At 66.6% G+C, this 23128-nt stretch carries 20 protein-coding genes; 13 read left to right on the forward strand and 7 right to left on the reverse strand.

Annotated elements, in window-relative coordinates; genetic code table 11:
- Positions 1-5: 5 nt before the first annotated feature.
- The 3 genes from LJ725_RS07045 to LJ725_RS07055 form a co-directional block, all read right to left on the reverse strand.
- The gene (locus LJ725_RS07045) at positions 6-1166 is read right to left on the reverse strand and encodes a DSD1 family PLP-dependent enzyme (RefSeq protein WP_230549926.1); all 1161 of its coding nucleotides are present in this window, start codon (positions 1164-1166) and stop codon (positions 6-8) included.
- Positions 1163-2041 (reverse strand): SDR family NAD(P)-dependent oxidoreductase, encoded by an 879-nt coding sequence (locus LJ725_RS07050; RefSeq protein ID WP_230549927.1) that lies wholly within the window; start codon positions 2039-2041, stop codon positions 1163-1165. The genes LJ725_RS07045 and LJ725_RS07050 overlap by 4 nt, the downstream gene beginning before the upstream one ends.
- A 75-nt stretch (positions 2042-2116) precedes the next feature.
- Positions 2117-3319, reverse strand: coding sequence for a pyridoxal phosphate-dependent aminotransferase (locus LJ725_RS07055; protein WP_230549928.1), 1203 nt, complete (start codon positions 3317-3319; stop codon positions 2117-2119).
- 77 nt (positions 3320-3396) lie between these two features.
- Here LJ725_RS07055 and LJ725_RS07060 point away from each other — a divergent pair, with 77 nt between their 5' ends.
- Positions 3397-4245, forward strand: coding sequence for a LysR family transcriptional regulator (locus LJ725_RS07060; RefSeq protein WP_230549929.1), 849 nt, complete (start codon positions 3397-3399; stop codon positions 4243-4245).
- A gap of 36 nt (positions 4246-4281) precedes the next feature.
- Here LJ725_RS07060 and LJ725_RS07065 read toward each other — a convergent pair whose 3' ends face one another.
- A complete protein-coding gene (locus LJ725_RS07065; protein WP_230549930.1) occupies positions 4282-6129 on the reverse strand; it encodes an AMP-binding protein in 1848 nt (615 codons plus the stop codon).
- A gap of 91 nt (positions 6130-6220) precedes the next feature.
- Here LJ725_RS07065 and oxlT point away from each other — a divergent pair, with 91 nt between their 5' ends.
- From oxlT to LJ725_RS07085, 4 genes are all read left to right on the forward strand, one after another.
- On the forward strand, positions 6221-7483 hold the full coding sequence (gene oxlT, locus LJ725_RS07070; RefSeq protein ID WP_230549931.1) for an oxalate/formate MFS antiporter: 1263 nt from the start codon (positions 6221-6223) through the stop codon (positions 7481-7483).
- Between the two features lie 110 nt (positions 7484-7593).
- Positions 7594-8817 (forward strand): acyl-CoA dehydrogenase family protein, encoded by a 1224-nt coding sequence (locus LJ725_RS07075; protein WP_230549932.1) that lies wholly within the window; start codon positions 7594-7596, stop codon positions 8815-8817.
- A 195-nt stretch (positions 8818-9012) separates the two neighbouring features.
- On the forward strand, positions 9013-9381 hold the full coding sequence (locus tag LJ725_RS07080) for a YidH family protein (protein ID WP_230549933.1): 369 nt from the start codon (positions 9013-9015) through the stop codon (positions 9379-9381).
- A 604-nt stretch (positions 9382-9985) separates the two neighbouring features.
- Positions 9986-10888: a hypothetical protein gene (locus LJ725_RS07085; protein WP_230549934.1), complete on the forward strand. Its 903-nt coding sequence runs from the start codon at positions 9986-9988 to the stop codon at positions 10886-10888.
- A 103-nt stretch (positions 10889-10991) separates the two neighbouring features.
- Here LJ725_RS07085 and LJ725_RS07090 read toward each other — a convergent pair whose 3' ends face one another.
- On the reverse strand, positions 10992-13088 hold the full coding sequence (locus LJ725_RS07090; protein WP_230549935.1) for a hypothetical protein: 2097 nt from the start codon (positions 13086-13088) through the stop codon (positions 10992-10994).
- Between the two features lie 610 nt (positions 13089-13698).
- Positions 13699-14307 carry a VOC family protein gene (locus LJ725_RS07095; protein WP_230549936.1) on the reverse strand — a complete coding sequence of 203 codons (609 nt, stop codon included), beginning with the start codon at positions 14305-14307 and terminating at the stop codon, positions 13699-13701.
- 85 nt (positions 14308-14392) lie between these two features.
- Between LJ725_RS07095 and LJ725_RS07100 the strand changes: the two genes are divergently transcribed.
- From LJ725_RS07100 to LJ725_RS07120, 4 genes are all read left to right on the forward strand, one after another.
- On the forward strand, positions 14393-15028 hold the full coding sequence (locus tag LJ725_RS07100; protein ID WP_230549937.1) for a TetR family transcriptional regulator: 636 nt from the start codon (positions 14393-14395) through the stop codon (positions 15026-15028).
- Positions 15025-16026, forward strand: a complete 1002-nt coding sequence (locus tag LJ725_RS28905) for an HlyD family secretion protein (RefSeq protein ID WP_268990515.1) — start codon at positions 15025-15027, stop codon at positions 16024-16026. The genes LJ725_RS07100 and LJ725_RS28905 overlap by 4 nt, the downstream gene beginning before the upstream one ends.
- Positions 16023-16949: an ABC transporter ATP-binding protein gene (locus tag LJ725_RS07115; RefSeq protein ID WP_230549938.1), complete on the forward strand. Its 927-nt coding sequence runs from the start codon at positions 16023-16025 to the stop codon at positions 16947-16949. The genes LJ725_RS28905 and LJ725_RS07115 overlap by 4 nt, the downstream gene beginning before the upstream one ends.
- Before the next feature lie 66 nt (positions 16950-17015).
- Complete coding sequence (locus tag LJ725_RS07120) at positions 17016-18167, forward strand: ABC transporter permease (RefSeq protein ID WP_230549939.1); 1152 nt, start codon at positions 17016-17018, stop codon at positions 18165-18167.
- 71 nt (positions 18168-18238) lie between these two features.
- On the opposite strand, the gene LJ725_RS07125 is transcribed toward LJ725_RS07120, so the two are convergent.
- Positions 18239-20176 carry a primary-amine oxidase gene (locus LJ725_RS07125; RefSeq protein ID WP_230549940.1) on the reverse strand — a complete coding sequence of 646 codons (1938 nt, stop codon included), beginning with the start codon at positions 20174-20176 and terminating at the stop codon, positions 18239-18241.
- Positions 20177-20354: 178 nt separating this feature from the next.
- On the opposite strand from LJ725_RS07125, the gene LJ725_RS07130 reads away from it, so the two are divergent.
- From LJ725_RS07130 to LJ725_RS07145, 4 genes are read left to right on the forward strand one after another with little or no spacing between them, the layout of a single operon-like run.
- Entirely contained in the window at positions 20355-21281 is a 927-nt protein-coding gene (locus LJ725_RS07130) for a DMT family transporter (RefSeq protein ID WP_230549941.1), read from the forward strand.
- The gene (locus LJ725_RS07135; RefSeq protein ID WP_230549942.1) at positions 21278-22048 is read left to right on the forward strand and encodes an SDR family oxidoreductase; all 771 of its coding nucleotides are present in this window, start codon (positions 21278-21280) and stop codon (positions 22046-22048) included. The genes LJ725_RS07130 and LJ725_RS07135 overlap by 4 nt, the downstream gene beginning before the upstream one ends.
- Positions 22049-22050: 2 nt before the next feature.
- Complete coding sequence (locus LJ725_RS07140) at positions 22051-22311, forward strand: hypothetical protein (protein WP_230549943.1); 261 nt, start codon at positions 22051-22053, stop codon at positions 22309-22311.
- Positions 22312-22317: 6 nt separating this feature from the next.
- Positions 22318-23112, forward strand: a complete 795-nt coding sequence (locus tag LJ725_RS07145) for an alpha/beta fold hydrolase (RefSeq protein WP_230549944.1) — start codon at positions 22318-22320, stop codon at positions 23110-23112.
- The last annotated feature ends 16 nt before the right edge of the window (positions 23113-23128 follow it).

The following is a 23128-nucleotide window of genomic DNA, read 5'->3' on the forward strand; positions in this document are numbered from 1 at the left end:
GAAGCTCAGCGCGACCGGCCGCGCGCCGTTACCGGCCAGATCTCGACCAGAGTGTCGCCTTTCACCACGTGATAGCTCTCGTAGAGGTTCACGGTGGGGTCGCAGTGCGGCGGCGTCAGCACGACCTGCTCGGCGAGCTTGGGCGGCGCCTGGCCCTCGGGCGCGATCACCGCGAGATGCTCGTCGCCCATGAAGCGCGTCGTCGAGCCGTAGACGGCACCCTTCAGGATCACCGGCGGGCCTTTTTCGGTCGCCATCGCCTTCAGGCCGGCATCGACCGTCACCATGCCGGGCGCATTGGCGCTGACGACGCGGGCATCGATCTGCAGCGCCTGCTCGAAGGTCGGCTTGTCGAGGCCGCGCAGGTCGCAGACGTTGTAGTCGTGGTCCATGAACACGTAGGAGCCGACCTGCAGCTCGGTGAAGACGCCGATCTTGGCATCGATGTAATGCGTGCCGGTGCCGGAGCCGGTGACGATGCCGGGCTTCAGTCCCGCCTCCTCCAGCTTCGCCAGGATGCCCTGCAGGTATTCGGTGCGCTCCTTGATCTCGGCGGTGCGCTGCTTGAAGTCGACGATGTGCTGGTGGCGGCCGCAGTAGAACTGGACGCCGGCATAGGTGAGCGACCGGAAGTTGGCGATCTTCTGCGCCAGCGCGACCGTCGCCTCGGGCGACGCGGTGCCGGTGCGATGGATGCCGGGATCGATATCGACGATCACGGTAAGCGGCTTGCCGGCCTTCGCGGCGGCGGCGGCCAGCGCCTCGGCATTGTCGGGATGATCGACCACCAGCATCAGGTCCGACACCTTGGCGTTCAGCTCAACCAGCCGCTGGATCGCCTGCGGCGTCACCACCGGCGAGGTGATGTGCAGGCTCTGGATGCCCGCCTCGCCCAGCGCCTCGGCCTCGCCCAGCTTGGCGCAGCAGACGCCGAGCGCCCCGGCTGCGATCTGGCGGCGCGCGATGTCGGCCGACTTGTGGGTCTTGGAATGCGGCCGGAGCTTCACGTTGTGCGCTTTGGCGAAGCTCGCCATCTCCGCGATGTTGCGGTCGAGCATGTCGAGATCGAGCACGAGTGCCGGCGTGTTGAGCGACCCGCGCGATCCCTGCTGTCCGATGAGGTGGCCGTGCAGGCGCCAGGCCTCGCTGGTGGCTTCGCTGGTCATTTCTTCTGATCTCCGGATTGCAGGGTGCGGACGACCATGGCTTCGCCGGTCGTGCCGCGGTTGACGCCGGCGCTCTTCATGAAGGTGTTGTCGGCGCCGGTGCCCCAGAGCGCGACGCCCTGGGCCAGCAGGCCGCCATCCACCTTCACCGTCTCGCCGGTGATGAAACGCGCCTCGTCGGAGGCCAGGAAAGTCGCGACGTCGGCGATATGGCCGGGCTCGCCGCGCTCGGGCCAGGGCTGCTGGCTGAACTGCTTCTCGTATTTGTCGGGCCGGCCGCGATGGACCAGAGGCGTCGAGATGACGCCCGGCGCGATGCCGACCACGCGGATGCGATCGGGGCCCAGTTCGGCTGCCACGTTCTCGATCAGGCTGATGCAGGCGGCCTTCGCCGCCGAATAGGCGTGACTGCCGCCGCCGCCCACCATGCCGGCGATCGAGGCGGTGACGAGGAGCACGCCGCCGTCTCCATGCTCCTTCATCGCCTGCGAGGCATGCTTCATGCCGAGGAACACCGAGCGCGTCAGCACCGCGAACGTATAGTCCCAGTCCTCCACGCTGGTCTCGGCGATCGGCCCGAAAGCGCCGCCGACGCCGGCATTGAGATAGGCGATGTCGAGCCGGCCGAAGCGGCCTTTAGCCTCGGCGACAATCGCCGCGACATCGCTCTCCTTCGCCACGTCGCAGCGCAGGAAGCCGACACTGTCGCCATGGCCCTGCGCCCGGGCGACCGCCAGCGTCTCCGCGCCATTGGCCTCGTTGAGGTCGGCCACGATCACCTTCGCGCCCTCGGCAAGGAAACGCATCACGGTTGCGCGCCCCATGCCGCTCGCGCCGCCCGTCACGATGGCCACCTTGCCCGCCAGTCGCTTCATGCCGATTTGACCCTCCGATGCCATGGTGGTGGCGCCTGCATCGCGAGGCAAGCCTGACGTTTCGCCGCCGCGCTTCTACGCGAGCGTCGCGCACGCCTCGCCGATCAGACGGCCCGCCGCATGGATTTGTTCACCCGGCACCGCGAAGGTCATCCGCACGTAATGGGGAAGCCCATAGCCCTCGCCGGGCAACAGCGCGACACCAGCCGTTTCGAGGAGCCAGTCGGAAACAGCGCCGCCGCTGTCGAGCACCTGCCCCTGCGGCGTCCTTTTGCCGATCACGCCGGCGCAGGAGATGCAGAGATAAAAGGTGCCCTCGGGCGGCGCGGCGGAGAGTCCGGCGCAGCCGTTGACCAGAGAGACGGCGAGGTCGCGCTTTTCCTGCAGGACGGTGAGGCGTTCCGCCAGCACCGTCTGCGGGCCGTTGAGCGCCGCGGTCGCGGCGGCCTGGCTGATCGACGAGGGGCAGGACGTCACCAGGTACTGCACCTTGGTCATCTCCGTGACGAGATCGGCCGGCGCCGCGGCGTAACCGATGCGCCAGCCCATCATCGAATAGCTCTTGGCGACGCCGCTCACCGTGACCATACGATCCCTGAGGTCCGGCGCGGCTTCGAGCGGCGTCACTGCCTTGGCACCGTCGTAGACGGAATGCTCGTACAGATTGTCGGCGATCACCCGGACGTCGGGGTGTCGCCGCACGACGTTGCAGAGCTCGGCCAGTTCGGCGCGCGTGTAGAGCGCGCCCGTCGGATTGACAGGATTGTTGACCACGAGCCAGCGCGTGCGCGGAGTGATCGCGCGGGCGAGATCCTCGGGCCGCAGCTTGAAGCCGTTGTTCTGCGCACAGGAGACCTGGACCGGAACCCCACCCGCGAGCGTGGCCTGGCCGCAATAGGTAGCCCAGCACGGGCTGGGCACGATCACCTCGTCGCCCTGTTGCAGGGTCACGGCGAAGGCGGTGGCGATGGCCTGCGAGGAGCCGTTGCTGACGATGATCTCGGAGCGATCGAATGCCAGCCCGTTCTGCCGACGGAAATGTTCACGCACCGCATCCTTCAGCTCAGGCGTGCCGTCGACGCTGGTGTAGCGTGTCTCGCCCGCGCAGGCAGCGGCGACAGCGGCCTCCACGACATGCGGCGGCGTGGGGAAGTCGAGGTCGCCGGCGGTCATGTCGATGACCGTGCGGCCCCGGCTTCGAAGCTCGAGCACCTTTCGACGAAAGGCGGCGGCTGGTGAGGAATGCAGGCTCTGCGTCTGCGGGCGTGCGTTGGGCATGCGCGATCTGTAGCCGCGGTTGATCATTTCTAAAACAGATGATTGGATGTTTCAGAGATAACCAAAGGATATGGTAGATGCTGGATGCGGCGGCCGTTCAGGCCTTCGTCCTCGTGGCCGACCTGGCAAGCTTCACGCGCGCGGCGGCGGCGCTGAATTCGAGCCAGGCCGCCGTCAGCCTGAAGATCCGGCGCCTGGAAGAAGCGTTGGGCCGCCGGCTGCTCGACCGTACGCCGCGCCTCGTCCGCCTGTCGCCCGACGGCGCGACCTTCCTCCCCGCCGCGCGCGAGCTCGTCGCCGCGCAGCACAAGGCCATCGGCGCCTTCACGCAGGAGGAACGGCGCATCGGCGTGGCGATCAGCCATCACATCGTCGGCGCCGATCTCACGACCCTGCTGCAGCACCTGCACCGCTCCGATCCCGGCCTGGTGGTCGAGGTCAGGATCACGACGTCGGCCGAGGCCCTCGCAGCCCTCAAGGACGGGTCGAGCGACTGCGCCATCGTGCTGAACCATGACGGCAGGCGTCGCGACGGCGAGGTGCTGTTCACGGAGGAGTTCCGCTGGACCGCTGTGCCGGACTTCGACTTCCGGCCGGGCGCTGTGCTGCCCCTCGCTACGCAGGCCTCGCCCTGCAACGTCCGCGCGATGGCAGTGAGTGCGCTGGACAAGGCCGGCATCCGCTGGTCGGAAGTGTTCGTCGGCGGTGGTGCACAGACCATCGGCGCTGCCGTCCGCGCCGGGCTCGCCGTCGCCGCTCTCGCGCGGCGCGTGGCGCCGATCGGCACGGTGGATGTCGGCCGCAAACTCGGACTGCCGCCGCTGCCGGCGCGTGACGTGGTGCTGCTCTCCGGAACCGGCAGCGTCACGAAGCGTCAGGCCATCAAGCTGCTGGGCCGCTCGTTCCGGGCATTGGCGGGGCGCTAGTTCACTGTCGTCCCGAGCACCGCGAGGAACCTTCGCTCAGATATCGATGACGCCCTCGCCGCCGGCATAGAGCTTCTCGACCAGCGCCTTGCGGCGATCGAGCGTGGCGCGCTGGTTGATGTAGCCCTTGTCGGTGATCTCCTGGCCGTCGACCTGCGGCGGCTCGGTCATCAACATCACGCGCTTCACGCGCATGGAGGAGCCGCGGCCTTCGGCGTTCATCTTCGCGAGGCCTTCCTTCAGCCGGCCGACGACAGCGGGATGCGCAAGCAGGTCGGCGAGCGACAGTTGCGCGCCGCTGTCGCCCGCGAGCTGGCGGCACGCCGCGACGTTGGGGAAGCCCAGCAGGCCGACATATTCGCGATCCTGGCCGCAGACCACGGCGTCCTGCAGCACCGGCGAGGCGGCGGCGATGGCGGTCGTGCGCAGGGTGCCGACCAGCACGAAGGTGCCGCTGGTCAGCTTGAAATCCTCGACCACGCGGCCGTCGAAGATCAGCCCCTGCTGGGGATCGTTCGGATCCACGAAGCGGCCGGCATCGCCGATCCTGTAGAAGCCCTCCTCGTCGAACATCTGCGCCGTGAGGTCGGGCTGCTTGTAGTAGCCCGGCGTCACGATCACGCTCTTGAGCCGCAGCTCGTAGCGGCCTTCCTCGCCGGTGGGCACCATCTTGAGCTGCACGCCGGGATAGGGAAGCCCCACGAGACCGACGCGATCTGAGGCCCAGTGCACGCTGGTCGCCGTCGGCGCGGTCTCGGTCGAGCCCCAGCCGGTGACGAAGGGAATGCGATAGCCGGTGTGCTTGACCGCCAGCACTTCCATCCGGTCGTAGAGATCGCCGGGCAGCGTCGCGCCGCCATAGGACAACACGTTGATGTTCCTGAAGAAGCGCTTGGCCAGGCTCTCGTCCTTTTCCAGCGCGGTCGCGAGCATCGCGTAGCCCGCGGGCACGTTGGAGAACGAGGTCGGCGAGATCTCGCGCAGGTTCCGCAGCGTCTCCTCGAACAGCCCGGGCAAAGGCTTGCCGTCGTCGATCCAGGTCGTTCCACCCTCGTTCAGGTTGCCCTGGAAGGTCGCGTTGCCGCCCATCGTGTGGTTCCACGGCAGCCAGTCGAGCATGACCGGCGCGGCGTCGTCCGCCTTGCGCACCCGCGCCATGCTCATCATGGCGACGTTGGCGCACATCATCTCCTGGGTGTTGATCACCGCCTTGGGCATGCCGGTGCTGCCCGAGGTGAACAGGAATTTGCCAACCGTCTTCGGCCCGATCGCCGCGATCGACTGCGCGACCGCATCGGTCGCCTTGGTGGCCGCCAGCTCCGACCAGGCGAGCGACGGGAGGCCGGGCACCGGCTTTTCGACGTGGACCAGCAGCACGCCTTCCAGATTCAGCGCCGCCAGTGCCCGGGCATAGATCTCGCCGTTCTGCACGAAGACCAGGCCGGGCTTCACGAGGTCGAAGACGTACTTCAGCTTGGCATGGTCCTGGCTCATCACCGAGTAGGCCGGCGACACCGGCGCCACGGGCGCGCGCACCTGCATGGCGGCCATCGTGAGCAGCGCGAACTCGATCGAGTTGGACGACAGGATCATCACCGGCCGGTCGGGACCGAAGCCGCGGTCGAGCAGCGCCTGCGTCACCGCATCGACCTGCTTCTTGGCCTCGCCATACGTGACCTTCAGCCATTCGCGTGCCGGCCCGCGGCGCTGCGCCAGCCATAGCCGGTCCGGCACCTGCTCGGCCCACTTTGCCAGCAGCGCCGGGATGTGGGGGGCATAGGGCGCCAGCCGGTGGTTGGACTGCAGCACCACCGTGCCGTCGGCGCGGCGTTCGACCTCGATGTCCCGGCTCAGGAATTCGATGGGCTTGAACGGAACCTGCATTACACTGTCCAAAGACGTTCTCCCCGGCGCTTGTCCTGTCGACCGCGATTTAGGGACGGGAACCGTTGGTCGGCAAGGGAGCGTTTGGCGAGTGTCGCGCAGCAATTCGACGGTGACGGCACCGCCTGCAAGGCGCTGGCTGCAATTGTTTGCCGGCCTGCTCTGCATGATCGCAGTGGCCAACCTGCAATACGGCTGGACGCTGTTCGTCCATCCGCTGCACGACAAATACGGCTGGAGCCTCGGCAGCATCCAGACCGCCTTCGCGGTCTTCGTCATCGCCGAGACCTGGCTGGTGCCGTTCGAGGGCTGGCTCGTCGACCGCTTCGGGCCGAAATTCGTGGTGCTGGCGGGCGGCATCTTCGTTGCCGCGGCCTGGGCCCTGAACTCGGTGGCCGATTCGCTGTGGCTGCTCTATCTCGGCGCCGCACTGGGCGGCATCGGCGCCGGTGCGGTCTACGCGACCTGCGTCGGCAATGCCGTTCGATGGTTCCCCGACCGCCGCGGCCTTGCCGCCGGCATCACCGTGGCCGGGTTCGGCGGGGGGTCGGCGCTGAGCATCATTCCCATCCAGGACGTGATCGCCCGGCATGGCTACGAATCGGCCTTCCTGTGGTTCGGTCTGGTGCAGGGGCTGGTCGTCATCTTCACCGCGGGCTTCCTGCGTACGCCGTCTCCCATGGCGACCGTTGCCGTGCCGTCGCGCCTGCCGCAGACCGACCGGGACATTCCGCCGCTCGAGATGCTGCGTTCGCGCGTCTTCTGGCTGCTCTACTTCATGTTCATCCTGGTCTATTCGGGCGGGCTCATGGCCACGGCGCAACTCGCGCCGATCGCACGCGACTTCAAGGTTGCAGACGTGCCCGTCAGCCTCCTGGGCCTGACCCTGCCGGCGCTCACCTTCGCGCTGACACTGGACCGCTTCATGAACGGCGTGACACGGCCCCTGTGCGGCTGGATTTCCGACCGGATCGGCCGCGAGAACACTTTGTTCATGGCCTTCCTGCTGGAAGGCGCGGGCATCTGGGCGTTGTGGCTCTACGGCCAGGACCCGCTCCTGTTCGTGATCCTGGGGGGCATCGCCTTCTTCGCGTGGGGCGAGACCGCGAGCCTGTTCCCGGCGATCTGCACCGACACATTCGGCACCAAGTACGCCACCACCAACGCCGCCCTCCTCTACACCGCCAAGGGTACGGCCTCGCTGCTGATTCCGCTGGCGAGCTTCTGGGTCGCGGAGACGGGAAGCTGGCGCGACGTGTTCCTCGCCGCCGCCCTGTTCAACCTGCTCGCCGCCTTCCTGGCGCTCGCCGCGCTGAAGCCGCTGCGGCTGCCCGCACGGTCCCATCGCGGCTGACCACGGGTCCCGACCGCCAACCGCATTCCGAAACCGGTGTGCGACCTGAATGCCCGTTCACATCGCCCCCGATTTCGGCCAGAGTCCGCCGCAGCACAAGGGAGAGAGCGATGGACTTCGAATACTCGGATCGCAGCAAGGCGCTGCTCGAGAAACTCAACAAATACATGGACGAGGTCATCTATCCGGCCGAGCCGATCTACGAAGAGCAGATGGAGAAGGCCAAGGATCGCTGGCAGCTCCCGCCGATCATCGAGGAGTGCAAGGCCGAGGCGAAGAAGCGCGGCCTGTGGAACATGTTCCTGCCGGCCGATCGCGAGACCGGCGACACGCACGGCACGATGGGCCTCAGCAACCTCGAATACGCGCCGATCTGCGAAGTGCTGGGCCGCTCGTCGATCGCCTCCGAGGCGGTCAACTGCTCGGCTCCCGACACCGGCAACATGGAAGTGTTCGCCCGCTACGGCTCGGCGGAGCACAAGGAGAAGTGGCTGAAGCCGCTGCTGAACGGCGAGATCCGCTCCTGCTTCGCCATGACCGAGCCGGCCGTCGCCTCGTCCGACGCACGCAACGTCGAGTGCCGCATCGAGTCCGACGGCAACGACTATGTCATCAACGGCCGCAAGTGGTGGTCGTCGGGCATGGGCGATCCGCGCTGCAAGGTCATCATCCTGATGGGCAAGAGCGACCCGAACGCACCGGCCTACCGCCAGCAGTCGATGATCGTCGTGCCGCGCGACACCCCCGGCATCAAGATCGTGAAGATGCTGCACGTGTTCGGCTACGACGACGCCCCGCATGGTCACGCCGAGGTGGTGTACGACAATGTGCGCGTGCCGAAGTCGGCGATCCTGCTGGGTGAGGGCCGCGGCTTCGAGATCGCCCAGGGCCGCCTCGGACCGGGCCGCATCCATCACTGCATGCGCGCCATCGGCGTCGCCGAGCGGGCGCTCGAGATGGCGATCAAGCGCGCCAAGAGCCGAGTCGCCTTCGGCCAGCGCATCTCCGAGATGGGCGTCACCAAGGCCCATGTCGCCGACATGCGCATGGAGATCGACATGGCCCGCCTGCTGGTCCTCAAGGCTGCCTGGGCGATGGACAAGTACGGCAACAAGGAAGCCCGCCAGCAGATCGCGATGATCAAGGTGGCGGTGCCGAACATCACCTCGAAGGTCGTCGACCGCTGCCTGCAGCTGCACGGCGCCGGCGGCGTCAGCCAGGTGTTCAAGCTCGCGAGCATGTACGCCCACCAGCGCACCCTGCGCCTGGCCGACGGTCCGGACGAGGTCCATCGCGACCAGGTCGGCCGTCTCGAGATCGCCAAGTACAACTAAGCCCGATACCGGGACGGAACGAGGCGCGATCCCCCGGGGTCGCGCCTTTTTCTTTGAAGCCTCATACTCCTCTCCCCCGCTAGGGGGAGAGGTTGGGTGAGGGGGCGACGCACCGCCTTTAACCCCCTCACCTAGCCTCTCCCCCCTAGCGGGGGAGAGGGACAAGAATTGAGAGATGCGCGGGAGAGAGACACCGTGGACAGTCCGAAGAAGAGCCTGCACGTCACCGATCATCTGGCCAACGAGCGCACCTTCCTCGCCTGGATCCGGACGGCAATCGCGGTGATGACGCTCGGCGTCGCGATCAACCGCTTCGCGCTGTTCCTGATGGAGATCCACCAGGTCGTGCCGGAGGTGCGCGACCTCGCCAACCGGCACGTCGAGAAGCTGGGCGTGGGACTGGTGCTGCTGGGCCTGGTCATGCTCGTCGGCGCCACCTGGCACTATCTCCATGTCGGCAAGACGATCGACGACGAGAGCTACCGGCCCTCGAGCCGGATCATGGTCGGCACCGCCATCGCGATCGGCCTCATGGGCGGCTCGACCCTGATCTGGCTGTTCTAGCGTTGGAGTCCCTGTGCATCGGGCGCAGGATCTCTGCTCCGTGCCTGCCGGAATTGTCGAAGCCGACCATGTCGCCCGGACGCAGAGCCGGCAGGAGCCGTTGCCCGACATTGGCGCGGAAGCACAGGCCGTTGATTGGACCATCGAGGATGCAGGGTGCGATGATCTCGCCCGCAGGATTAGGGCTGCCGCTCGGCCACGCTGCGGTCGTCCAGCACCGACGTCGCCTCCGCCACGTTCCGCCCGAGATCGCGGACGGCATGGTCGAGACGGCGAGAGACCCGTCGCCGGATCAGTCTCCAAGCCGCGGATTGCGCCCTCGCACCTGCTGTCGAGCTGGCGCGCGAACGTCTCGTCGGCCTGAAGACCAGGCGCGCTGCCGTCCTCAAGCTCGTTGCGCTGCCACAGTCCCACCGCAGGCGCCGTCAAGGGTAGCCCCCTGTCTAGATGCTTGCCATGTTCGTCTCCGGACCACGTCCGTTTGGAACCAGCCTACTAATGGAGATGCAAAGGCTCGTGCAAAGACGTGGCCAGTCTCCACTAGTTATGATAGTTTTACTTTATGTATACACAACTATCGGTGTTTGCCCGCTATGGAATGCGCTTGGTCGCGCGCTTCGTCGTTCTTCTGGTCGCCCTATCCGTTATGTTCGACTTGATGGGACAGATCAGTGTCGACTATCTCGAACTGGAAGGACCTTTCGAGCCGGACAAGCAGGCTCTTTTCTCCGCCCTTTATCTCGGAATACTGAACGAAGACTGGGGCAAAGGCAGCCTTACCGGCCTCCTGTGGCACTATATACCGGCGATCGTCCTGTCCTTGTCGATCGTTATCGCCTGGACGCTGATTGATATCGCTTGGGCTACGAAAGATTTTCGGCAAAAAGCCCACATCAACACGACGCGCTTGCCGCACCTGCCTCGCCTGGCCCTGCGCTTCGTCGTTCTTCTGATCGTCCTGTCCTTTCTGTTCGACCTGATCGGGCGAACCTGTTTCGACTCTCTCGAACTGGAAGGGCCTTTCCTGGTGCAAAGAATGACCGTTTGCTCCGCCCTCAGCTTCGGAATGCTAACCGACGCCTTGGCCAAAGCCAGCCTTGCCGGCCGCCTGTGGCATTATCTACCGGCGATCGTCGTGTCCTTGTCGGTGGCCATCGCCTGGATTTTGGTGGACCGCCATCGCCTGGCCTCCGAAATATTTTCGACAAAAGCCCGCATGAACAAGGCGCCCTTGCCGCTCTTGCGTCGCCTGGCCCTGCGCTTCTCGGTTGTATTGTTCGTCCTCGTCGTTCTTTACGATTTTTCCAGACCAATGAGTTTCTGCTTCGATCCAAGTTCGCCGATGACCCTCCCTACTTGCTTTCGCACCTTCTCGGAAAACTGGCTCCTGATGGCACGCAAGGGGGGCCTTCCCGGCCTCGCGTGGCATTATCTGCCTGTTGCCGTGGTCGCGACCGTCATCATGATCGATTGGGCCTGGACCTATTGTCGGGGAAAGCGCGAGTGAAGGCGCCACTTTCTCTCGCCGCATAGCCAAGTTTGACCCGCCATTTGACACGAGGATTCAGGTCATAGGGCCCGTTCGGCATGTAGTTGCGAATACAAGCCAATCAGTCTGCCGTCCTCGGCGCCGCTCTGACCCTTTTTGACGGCCGATTGAAGGCGCCACTTCCACCCGCTTCATAGCCGCGTTCGATCCACCGCTTGACTCGCGGATCCAGGCCGTAGGGCTCGTTCGGCATGTAGTTGCTCGAATTTTCTTTTGCATATGCTCCCGCAATCGCCAGAATCATGGGAAGGGGAACGCCAACTTGTTGCATGTACAGTCCCACATTGAAATTCGAGACATCGCGGAACTGACGCAACTGCAAGTAGCCCGGATCGCCGTCTGGATTTCGCCCTCTCTGGTAGTCGAACCGCCCGCCTTGAGCGAGGTCCTTGCGGACCAACTCACGGGCGTAGGCCTCTAGTTCCAGAGGGTCCGTGATGATCTTCTCCCGGAGCTTGCTGCCCGTTTCCCGACCGGCCGCGGCAACCACGCTGAGGTCCTCGACCGGCGACATCAGGAACTCCGTTTTCGGATCTTCAAAGCTTGGCACGTTCTTGCCGGTCGGCAAGACCACACGCTTTCCCGGGTCCGTGGCTTGAGCCTCAGGGCTTCCAGGAGCAGGCCCCGTTGGTGGCGCAGCCTCTTGGCCTGTCTTGACCGGCTCTTGCTGCTGCGCGATTTGCGTATTGCCGTTCGGTTCGACCGGCTCGCCGCCCGAGGTCCGGACGATTTTTGGATCGCCATTTACGCGCGGCAGCACGCCGCTCACCACATCGCCGACGACGCCGCGAATGTCCGCCATCGTCGACGGTCTGCCCTCAACCGCCTCGAAGGCGCCTAGAAGCTTGTCGAACTTCTGCCGCGCAGCCCGGGCATCCTCGACGTCGGGACTGACGTTGGCAGCGCGCAGTCCTTCTCCCAGGAACAGGCGGCCAAGACGGTGCCGCTCGAAGGCGGGATCGGGTTTGCCTTCGGCGAGAGCCTGCTGGAGTTTGGTCAGGCGGTTGTACTCGCTGTCGCCGAGCGACAGGCGGTGTTGCGTGAGGTCGATGGCGGCGAAGCTTTCCGGCTCGTGTACGGCCTGGTCGTCGAGCCTGTCGTAGAGGTCGCGGTCCGTGACGACGCGGCCGCCGTTCATGGCCGTCCGGTCGAGCGCCTGTATCTGCTCCGGGCTCAGCCCGTCGCGCAGCTCCGCCGGCATCGCCATCAGGGGCGCCCCGGGATTGGCGCCGAGCCAGTCGAGCGCGCCCATGGCCCCGCGGCCCCGCGCCGCCTGCCACGCCCGGTCGGCGCGCGCGTGCTCGATCCCCGCCAGCCGCGTCACCTGCGCCCGCACCTCCGGCGAGGCGTCCGGCGGCGTCGCCCCGGCGGCCTGCGCCTGGTAGTCGTCGAGGTCCGGGCGGCGTGTCGGATCGTCCGGCGTGTCGGCCAGGCCGCCCACGATCTCCCCGACGCGGCGCTCCTCGCGCGCCCGGTCGATCCTGCGTTCGACCGCAGCCTGCCGCTCCGGCTGGATCACGTCGCGCGCGTGGTCGTAGAGCATCGCCGCCCGCTCGGGATCCTGAGCCAGCGCGGCCTCGACCGCGCCGGCATAGAGATCGCTGAGACCGGTGCGCACAGCCGTGTCGGTCCGGCCCGCGTCCCAGCCCTTGCGTTCGGCCTGGTAGCGCAGCTCGCCCACTACGGTGGCGCCCAGCGTGCGCAGATGGGCCCGGTCCTGCCAGGACAGCGTCGCATCCTGCCTCAGGTCGGCGAGATGCTCGGCCACGCTGCGGTCGTCCAGCACCGACGCAGCCTGCGCCGCGATCCGCCCGAGGTCGCCGCCGGCGCGGTCGAGGCGGCGGTCGATCAGCGGTTCCAGCATCGCCTTCTGGCGGGGCCCGATCGCCTGCGCCAGGTACCGGTCCTTCAGCTCGGCCAGCAGCGGGATGGTCCCGGCAATTCCGGCCAACGCCTCCTCGGGGTCCTTGCCCGCGAGACCCGTCGCCGGGTCGGTCACCAGGCCGCGCACCGCGCCCGCGAACCCGGTGTCGAGCCGGCGCGCGAACGTCTCGTCGGCCTCGAGGCTCAGCGGATGGTCGTCGCCGAGGGCGTCGCGCGGCCATGGGTCCGCGGCCGGCGCTGCCGAGGGCAGCCCTTCCGTCTCGATGCTTGCCATGTTCGTCTCCGTTCAGCGGCCCATCGGGGCCTCAGGGCCGTGCTTGCGGCCGGCGACCGCCTCGAAAAGGAAAGCGGCCCCGACGCCGGGACACGCCCGGCCATCGTCTGTTCGTTGGTGTTTGAGATTCCGGCGCGCTCGATTCGGTCGATGCGACGGTTTGCAGTTAGGCCGAGGTCAATCTTCCGGGTGATCGCTGCTCAATGGCCGCGACGAGGCGCGCGGCAACAAAGTCGCCGACAACGAGGGATGGGCAGTATCACCGCCACGGCCATCACATGATTCCAAGGACATCCCTCCTGTGAGAAGCGAGCCCTTGAGTTGCTGATGATCCGGACTTTGAATTTGCAAGCGGGAAATCTCGACGGGAAGCGCCGACCGGAATGCATACTGCTATCTGCTCTCTGTCCGCATATGCCTGGCAGCAGCCAGGCTTGAGCGACCCTGGCCCGCGAGGCCATCGCCGGATCGTGCCCCGGGCGCGGGCCGCGCCCGCGAACCCGGTGTCAGTTGGCGCGCGAAAATCTCGTCGGCTTCAAGGCGGGTCGAAAGGTCGGGCCCTTCAGGCGGCGGGGTCCCCGGGCTGGCCGCGCTGCAAACGCGCACGGTATCAACGAGGGGAAGGCGCCGCCTGCGGCGGCGCGGGTGGGCCGTCGGGCATGTCCAAAAGTTCGCTCTCCGGCGCGCCCGCCTCGTAGGCCTTCACCAGCGCCTCGGGATCGAAAGCGACTCCGATCGGGTTCTTCCGGAACGCCTCGGTCTGGAAGTAGGCCGCGGTCGCCTCCTTCGTCGGGTAGCGGTCGACCTGCAGCTCGACGCCGTTGCCGTCGGGATCGCGATAGTAGATCGAGACGGTCGGACCGTGATGGATGCAGCGCGACGGCTGGATGCCCAGCGCCTTCACGCGGCGATAGGTGGAGAGCAGCGCACCGATGTCGGCCATCGTGTAGGCGACATGCGCGAGCCCGGAGGTCTTCGCATCGGGTGCCTTCAGTCCCGCCAGATTGACGATGCCCAGCCGATGATGCTCGTCGTCGTAGGTTAGGAAGCAGATGTAGTCGGTGCGCTGGACGATGCCCATGTTCAGCACCGTCGAGTACCAGTCGATCATTGGCTGCACGTTCGACGAGCGCAGGACGAAGTGCGCGAACAGGATGGGCGCGGCGGGCTTGTCCGTCAGCGTCCGGCGGCGCGGTGCGGTCTCGATCACGGTATCCATGGCAACCTCCAGCTCCAACCTTAGGCCGGAGCCGGAGAAAGCGGCAGTCCTTGCGCCTCAACTAACTGACCGGTAAGTTATTTATATGAAGGCGCCCAAGCAACGCCGCGCGCCCACTGCCCGGCCCCAGGAGATCATCGACGCGGCCCTCGCGCAGTTCGTGGAAACGGGCTTCGCTGGCACGCGCCTGGACGACGTGGCCCGCCGTGCCGGCCTCTCGAAGGCCGCGATCTACCTCTACTTCGAGGACAAGACCGCTCTCTTCAAAGGGGTGGTGCAGCATGCCATCGCCAGCAACATCGGTCAGATGGAAGCCATGCTGGCCAGCCATCGCGGGCCGGTGGCGCCGCTGTTGCCACGCATCCTGGGCTTCATGGCCGACCGCATCGAGCACACGCCGCTGGCCGCGGTCGCCAAGCTGGTAATTTCCGAATCCCGCGCCTTTCCCGAGATCGGGCAGTACTATCTCAGGGAGGTGATCGGGCGAGGCCTCCCACTGATGGAAAGGCTCCTGACGCGCGGCATCGAACAGGGCGAGTTCCGCCGGGTCGACCCCTTCTTCACCGTGCGCTCGATGATGAGCCCGATGCTGCTCGCGATCCTGTGGCGCACCGTCTTCGAGCCGATCGGTGCGGAGAGGCTCGACGTGCAGGCGCTCGCCCGCCACCACGCCGACCTGATGCTGCATGCGCTGCGTCCCGCCGCAGGGGACACAGCATGAAACGCGCACCGCTTCTCGTCGTCGTGGCCCTCGCCGCCGCCCTGCTCGTCTCCTACGTCGCCTGGGGCGACCGGTTGCTGGCGCTGGTCGGTATCGGCACCGACGACGGCCGCTACCTTGGCTACGTCGAGGGGGAGACCAGCCTGATCGCGCCGCCAACCGCCGGCCGGCTGATCGAACGCCCGGTCGAACGCGGCGGGCGCGTGAAGAAGGGCGACCGACTGTTCGTGATCGATCCCGTCGCCGCCCGAGCGGAGGTGGCGCGCGCCGAGGCCATGCTGGCCGAGGCCAGGGCGCGACACGCCAACCTGCTGACGGGCAAGCGCCAGGAAGAGCAGGACGTCATCCGGGCCCAAAGGCGCGAAGTCGAGGCAGCGCTCGTGCAGGCCGAGGTCGAGCTGAAGCGGCAGACCGAACTGCTGGCGCGCAACATCACGACCCACCAGGCCTTCGAACAGGCCGATTCGCAGGTGCGGCAGCTACGCTCGCGCGCGGCGTCGCTCGAAGCCCAGGAAAGGGTGGGCGACCTCGCCGCGCGGCAAAGCGAAATCGCCGCCGCGGCCGCGCTGATCGAACAGAGCCAGGCCAATCTCGCGCAGGCGCAGAAGCGGCTGGAGGATCTCATGCCCGCCGCGCCCGAGGATGCCCTGGTGGAAAACACCTTCTTCAATGTCGGCGAGTGGGTCCCGGCCGGTTCGCCCGTCGTTTCGCTGCTGCCCGACCACCGCGTGAAGCTGCGCTTCTTCGTCCCCGAGGAAGACGTGGCCCGTGCCCGTGCCGGCAGCGAGGTTTCCTTCTCTTGCGATTCCTGCCCCACAGGCCTCAAGGCCGCGATCATCTATGTATCGCCGCGGGCCGAGTACACGCCGCCGGTGATCTACTCGCAGAGCGCGCGGACCAAGCTCGTCTTCCTGGTCGAGGCCCGGCCCACCGCCGCCGGCACCCCCCTGCCACCCGGCCTGCCCGTCTCGGTCGCGCCGTTCGGACCCGCGCCGTGAGCCTCGCCATCGATGTTCACGGCCTGGTGAAGCGCTACGGCACGCGCACCGTGGTCGATGGATTCAGTCTTGCGCTGGAACAGGGCCGCATCTGTGGCTTCCTCGGGCCCAACGGCTCGGGCAAGACCACGACGCTCCGCATGATCTGCGGCCTGCTCACACCGGACAGCGGCGGCGGCACCTGCCTCGGCCACGACCTCGTACGCGACCGCGAGGCGATCAAACGACTCACCGGCTACATGACCCAGCGTTTCGGCCTCTACGAGGACCTGACCATTCGAGAGAACCTCGAGTTCGTCGGCCGTGTCTATGGACTCGATCGACTCGGAGAGAGGGTCGACCAGTCTCTGGAACGCCTCGGCCTCACGACACGGCAGGGTCAGCTCGCGGGCTCTCTTTCCGGCGGCTGGAAGCAGAGGCTGGCACTGGCGGCCTGCGTTCTCCATGGTCCGCGCCTGCTGTTGCTCGACGAGCCGACCGCCGGCGTCGATCCCAAGGCGCGCCGGGCCTTTTGGGACGAGATCCACGCCTATGCCGCCGACGGCATCACCGTCCTCGTCTCGACCCATTACATGGACGAGGCCGAGCGCTGTCACGAGATCGCCTATATCGCGTACGGCGAGCTGATGGCGCGGGGCACGGCCGAGGACATCATCCGCCAATCCGGCCTCTCCGCCTTGGTCGCAAGCGGTACCGGCGCCGACCGGCTGGCATCGAAGCTGCGGTACACGCCCGGCGTCACCGCCGCCGCCGCCTTCGGCACCACGCTGCATGTCTGCGGTCCCGACCGCGCGGCGCTAGAGCGGGCGGTCGCGCCCTGGCGCGGCGATCCGGCGATCGTGTGGCGAGACGCCGAGCCCACGCTGGAAGACATCTTCATCCACCTCATGGGACGGGCGCGCGACAATGCACCGGGTGCGTGATCCAGAGCACCGTCGCCGTCAGCCCAGGAGGGAGAGGGCCCTCTCCTGGATCGCGGAATCGCGCGCATGAACCGCTGGTTCGCGATACGTCGCGGCTTTCTCCAGCGACTCGGCGCCATCATCGTCAAGGAGGTGCTCCAGCTTCGGCGCGACAGGCTGACCTTCGCCATGATGTTCGTCATGCCGATCGTGCAGCTCTTGCTGTTCGGCTATGCGATCGACACCGACCCCCATCGCCTGCCGACGGCCGTGATCGCGGCCGACCAGAGCCAGATCACGCGGACCGTCCTGTCGGCGCTGAGCAACACCGGCTACATGCGCTTCACCCACCATCCGACGAGCGAGGACCAGGCCAATGCCCTGCTGCAACAGGGCGAGGTGCAGTTCGTCGTCACCATTCCCTCGGATTTCACGCGCCGGCTGGTACGGGGGGAGCGCGCGCAGATCCTGATCGATGCCGACGCCACCGACCCGATGGCCGCAGCCAATCCGCTGGCCGCCGCCGGCCCGTCCATAGCCCAAGCCCTGAAGCGCGACTTCGTGGGGCCGCTGGCGGGCCTGCGGGACAGGCCGGACGCCGTCGAGGTCGTGGTGCAGCGGCGCTACAATCCGGAGGGCAAGGCGCGGCTCAACATCGTACCTGGCCTTTTGGCGGTCATTCTCACGATGACCATGGTGATGATGACGGCGCTCGCGGTGACCCGAGAGCGCGAGCGCGGCACCATGGAAAACCTGCTCGCCATGCCGGTTCGGCCGATCGAGGTCATGATCGGCAAGATCGTGCCCTACATCGCGATCGGCACCGTGCAGGTCGCGGTCATCCTGATCGTGGCGCGGGTTCTGTTCGACGTGGCGATCCAGGGCAGCGTGCCGCTCCTGGCGACCGGCACCGCGCTGTTCATCACCGTGAACCTCGCCATCGGCTTCACCATCTCCACGCTCACGCAGAACCAGCTCCAGGCTATGCAGGCCTCGTTCTTCATGATGCTGCCGTCGATCCTGCTTTCGGGATTCATGTTCCCTTTCCGCGGCATGCCGCTCTGGGCGCAGTGGATCGGCGAGACCCTGCCGGCCACGCATTTCATGCGCGTGGTCCGCGGCGTCATGCTGAAGGGCGCGGGCCTCGACGACGTCGCCGCCGAACTCGCCGCCCTGCTGGCGATGCTGCTGATCGTCTCCCTCGTCGCCGTCAGCCGCTACAAGGTCACGCTCGACTGAGCCGAAAGATCGGCGATCAGCCGGAACACGCTGTCGCCGGCGGAAGCGGCCTGCAAGGGATCAAGGCCACATCAATCGACGCAACAGCTCATGCTGCTGACGGAAGGCGGGACGTCGAGCGCCGGATTTTCGGTGAAGAATCCGGCAGGATGAAGGGCGAATCCGGCGGTGATCACCGGCTGGACCGGGAAATCCTCGGGACGTGGAATATGGTGCAGGCCGAAGCTGTGCCAGATCACGAGATCGGTATCGACCAGCGGACGGTCCGCTTCCGTCCAGGCCGGCAAGCCATCGCCGCCGCTGCTCTGGTTCGGGTAGCGGCCGGCCGCGTAGATCTCGTCGGGATGATAGGCGGTGACCCACAATTGCCGGGTCATGAAGGCCGCGCGCCGTGAGACCATCGACTGAGGATGCGAGAAGGTCGGAACCGGGTTCAACGGCAGCAGCTTGTAGGCGGTGGGCTGGCCCAGCCGGTTGCGGGCCTCCGCACTCTCTATCTTCCAGAAGCGCGCCGCATTGAAGTCGACGTTGCGTTGGGCGCCCTGTTCGGTTTGGAGGACGGTCTGGCGCGTGGTGAAGGCATTGCCGTAGGGATTGTCAGCATCCATGGGCAGGGCCACGGTGTCGACCTCGACGACGCGGTTGCGCTCGCCGTCGACCGCCATGTCGAGGCGCATGTTGAAGACGTGCTGATGGTAGTGGGCATAGACGCCCGGCGACACGATGGTTCCGTAGTCGGGCGCTTCGCCGGGCCGCAGGCCGGCGGTGTTCATGATCCCGGTCGCCTTCATTTCGAAGTGGATCGAGCCGTCCTGGTGAAAGTACCAGAACGAGCCGTACTCGTAGTTGCCGATGGTCGAGATCGACGACACGACCAGCCGCCGGGCCCGCCTCACGTCGACCTCGCCCGTGAACAGGTCGGTGTGCTTCCAGAGGATGCCGAAATCCTCCTCGTGCAGGCACACCGCGCTCTCGATGCAGTAGGGATCGCCCTTGCTGTCGGCCAGCCACGCATCGAAGTAGCGGATGGCGCCAAGGCAGTCGCAGCCCAGCGTCAGCGAATTGGCGAGCACGCCGATGCCGTACTCGCCGACGTCGAAGGCATTCTTGCGAAAGTGCCCGCCGCCGGGATGTCCGTAGGGCACGACCATCTCGGACAACGCCGCCCGGTGCAGCACCGACCGCAGCCGTCCCTCGTCCTCGTATCCGATCGCATGCAGCACCAGCCCTTCGCGGGCATTGAAGCCGACGCGGAAGCGCCATTTCTGCCAGCGCACCTCGTTGCCCTCGACGACAAAGCTGGGGCCGGCCGGCTGGACGATTTCCAGGGGCTTCACGTCGTCGCGAAAGACGCTCCTGTAGCGGGCGGCATAGTTGCGATCGAGCCTCGGCACGTCGGCCACGCCGTAATCGTCGACTCGCAGCACCTCGGCCCGGTCGAGATCGACGACGGCACACAGACCCTCGATGGGATGGGCATAGCCGTTGTCGTGCTTCTCGCTGCGGTACCAGCAGAAGGTATGGGAGAGCCGCCGGCCCTCTTCGTCCGGCAGCCCGTAATTGCCGGCCGACCAGGGATCGACCTGGACGTTTTCGATGTCGGTGATGCCGCGCCGGGCCAGGGCCTCGCGAAAGCGGGGATCGGCCCGCGCGACCTCTCCGACCAGCGTGATGTCGTCGATCAGAATGCGCGGCCGGACGCCGGGAACGTGCCGCCAGTCGACGACCTTGTCGGCCACGAGGTCAACCCGGGCCTCCCAGACCTGGCCGTTGGTGCGGTCGAAGGCGCAGACGAACGCCTCGCGCGGAAACGAAGCACCCGCCCGGAAGTCAGTCACGACGCTCTTGTCGGGCTCGTGCAGGCTCACCGTTTCGAACATCATGCCCGGGCCGAGATCGTGTGCCGCCCGCACGGCCGCCGACGCCTGGCGTATCTCGTCGGGAGTCAGGGGATCGAGCGGATGGCCGGGGGCCGCGTGCGTCAGGGTCTCGGCGTTGGCATCGGGCATATGGTCTTCCTCTCGACGGCATTGTCACGTTCAGCATCGCAGAGCGCAACACGCCCCTGTTCCGAGTGGGCCGCAGCGCCACGAATGGCGTTATCGCCCCGCAATTACCGCGCCGGGGGGCTGACCTGCGAAAGCAGCGCCTTGACCCGTTGCGCGGATCGGCTTCCTCTGCCGCGGCATGTCCGTTCCCGTCGCCGAGTTGCCCGATACGCTGTCTCGCCTGATCCCGTCCCGCACCGCGCGGGGGTTCTTCCTCGCCGTCGTCTCCGGCATCTTCTTCAACTTCCTCAACGCCTCGGTGAAGGAGCTGGCCGGCGAAATGCCGCCGCTCTACGTCGCTTGGGGCCGCTGGGTCGCCGGCGTCGCGCTGATCGCGCCGTACCTGCTGTGGCGCGCCGGCCTGGCCGGCATGAAGACGCAGGACCTGAAACTCCACTGCTTCCGCGGCCTGTTCCACACCTCGGGCTACGCGCTTTGGTACGAGGCGGTGGTGTGGCTGCCGCTCGCCACCATGGCGGCGCTGAGCTTCACCGGACCGATCTTCGTCACCGTGGGCGCGGTGATCTTCCTGCGCGAGACCGTGCACTGGCGGCGCTGGCTGGCGGTCGGCATCGGCTTCGCCGGCATGCTGATCATCGTCCGGCCGGGACTCGTCACGGTGAATCCCGGCATCATCTACATGCTCTGCGCCGTGCCGCTGATCGCGGGCTCCAACCTCGTGGCCAAGGTCGTGTCGGGCCGCGACAAGCCCGCCGTCGTCGTGCTGTGGCAGAGCGTGGTCGGCGCGATCTGCTTCACGCCGCTCGGCATCTGGTTCTGGCAGACGCCGACCGCGGACCAGCTCCTGCTGTTCCTGTCGGCCGGCTTCTTCGGGACGATGGGCTATTTCTTCATCACCTGGGCCTATCGCCTGCTCGACATTTCCGCCCTGCAACCCATCACCTTCCTCGGCATTGTCTGGGCCGCCTTGATGGACGTGGCGGTCTGGGGCAAGACCTCCGACATCTGGACCTTCGTGGGCGCTGCCGTCATCGTGGCCTCCACGACCTACATCGCCCACCGCGAGGCAAAAGCGGGGGCCGCCGCGGGAGGAAAGAAGACATGACGGATCGTCTGGCCGGCAAGGTTGCGCTCATCACCGGGGGCGCCTCGGGCCTCGGCGCCAATGCCGCCGAACTGATGGCCAAGGAAGGCGCGCGCGTCGTCGTCGCCGATGTCGCGACGGATCGCGGCCAGGCCGTGGCCGACCGGCTGGGCTCGGCTGGCCATTTTGTGAAGCTCGACGTCACCAGCGAGGACAACTGGAAGTCCGCCATCGCCGAGACCGTGACCAAGTTCGGCGCCATCCATGTGCTGCTGAACTCCGCCGGCATCGGCCTCAGCAAGACGGTCGAGGAGATCACGCTCGAGGAATGGCGCAAGGTCCACGCGATCGACCTCGACGGCGTGTTCCTGGGCTGCAAGCACGGCGTCGCCGAGATCAAGAAGCACACCCAGCGGCTCGGCGGCTCGGTGATCAACATCTCGTCGATCTCCGGCATCATCGCTGGCGCCAACATGGCGGCCTATAATTCGGCCAAGGCCGGCGTCCGCCTGCTCTCGAAGTCGGTGGCGCTGCACTGCGCCAAGTCGGGCTACAACATCCGCTGCAACTCCGTGCATCCGACCTTCATCGACACGCCGATCCTCGACAAGTACCGCGACCGCTTCGGCCAGGACCTGATGCAGCAGAAGCTCGGCAAGCAGGTGCCGATCGGCCGCCTCGGCCGGCCCGAGGAAGTGGGCTGGGCGATCGTCTTCCTCGCTTCCGACGAATCGAGCTTCATGACCGGCTCGGAAGTGATCATCGACGGCGGCATCTCGGCGATGTGACGATGAAGACGGGCGAGCCGATCTCCCTGAAGGCGGTGCTTGATCCCAAGTCACCGACGATAGAGATGGTCGCGTCGCCGGCGGCGCCGCTGGACCCGGGAGCCACCACGGACGGCTTCAGCTTCGCTACCCATACGACGGGTGGCAATCGCCGCAGGCTTTCGTTCTGCTTCAAGGTCGTCGCATTGATATTCCTCGGTTGGACCGCGCTGGGCCTGCTTGCCCAGGCAGCGGCCATTATCTCCTCACTCTTGCAGACCTGAGATCCCATGCTGCTCAATCTCGACGGACGTAAGATCTACTTCGACCTGGCCGGTCCGCAGAATGCGCCGGCGGTCTGCTTCACCCATTCGCTGGCGGCCGATGGCGGCATGTGGACCGAGCAGCTCGTGCCGTTGCTGGCGGCGGGCTATCGCGTGCTGCGCCTCGACATGCGCGGCCATGGCGGCAGCCAGCCGGTCGAGGGCGACTACACGATGGAGCAGCTCGCTGGCGACGTGAAAGGCGCGCTCGATGTGCTGGGCATCTGGAAGGTGCATTACATCGGCCTGTCGATCGGCGGAATGATCGGCCAGGGGTTTGCGCTGGCCTATCCGGAGCGGCTGCAGTCGCTGACGCTGTGCGACACGCATCCCTCCTCGCCCGACGATTCGGGCGGCCTTTGGGACCAGCGCAAGGCGGCGGTCCGCAAAGGGGGCGTGAAGTCACTGGCCGACGGCAACATGGAGCGGTGGTTCACGCCCGAGTTCAAGCACGTCAATCCAACCCGCTGGAAGGAGATCCATTCGACGATCTGCGGCACCTCGGATGCAGGCTTCCTGGGCTGCGCCGCCGCCATCCAGAATTTCGACTATCTCGACCGGCTGCCGACCATCAAGATACCGACCCTGGTGATCTGCGGCGACGAGGATCCGGCTACGCCGCCCGATCGCAACAAGCTGATCGCTTCCAAGATTCCCGGCGCCCGCTACGAGGACATCGCCAAGGCGCGCCATCTGCCCAACGTCGAGCGGCCCGAGCCGTTCAACCGGCTCATGCTGAGCTTCCTCGGCCTTAACCGCTGACTTTTTGTCATCCCGA

Source organism: Reyranella aquatilis (assembly GCF_020880995.1).
GTDB classification, from domain to species: domain Bacteria; phylum Pseudomonadota; class Alphaproteobacteria; order Reyranellales; family Reyranellaceae; genus Reyranella; species Reyranella aquatilis.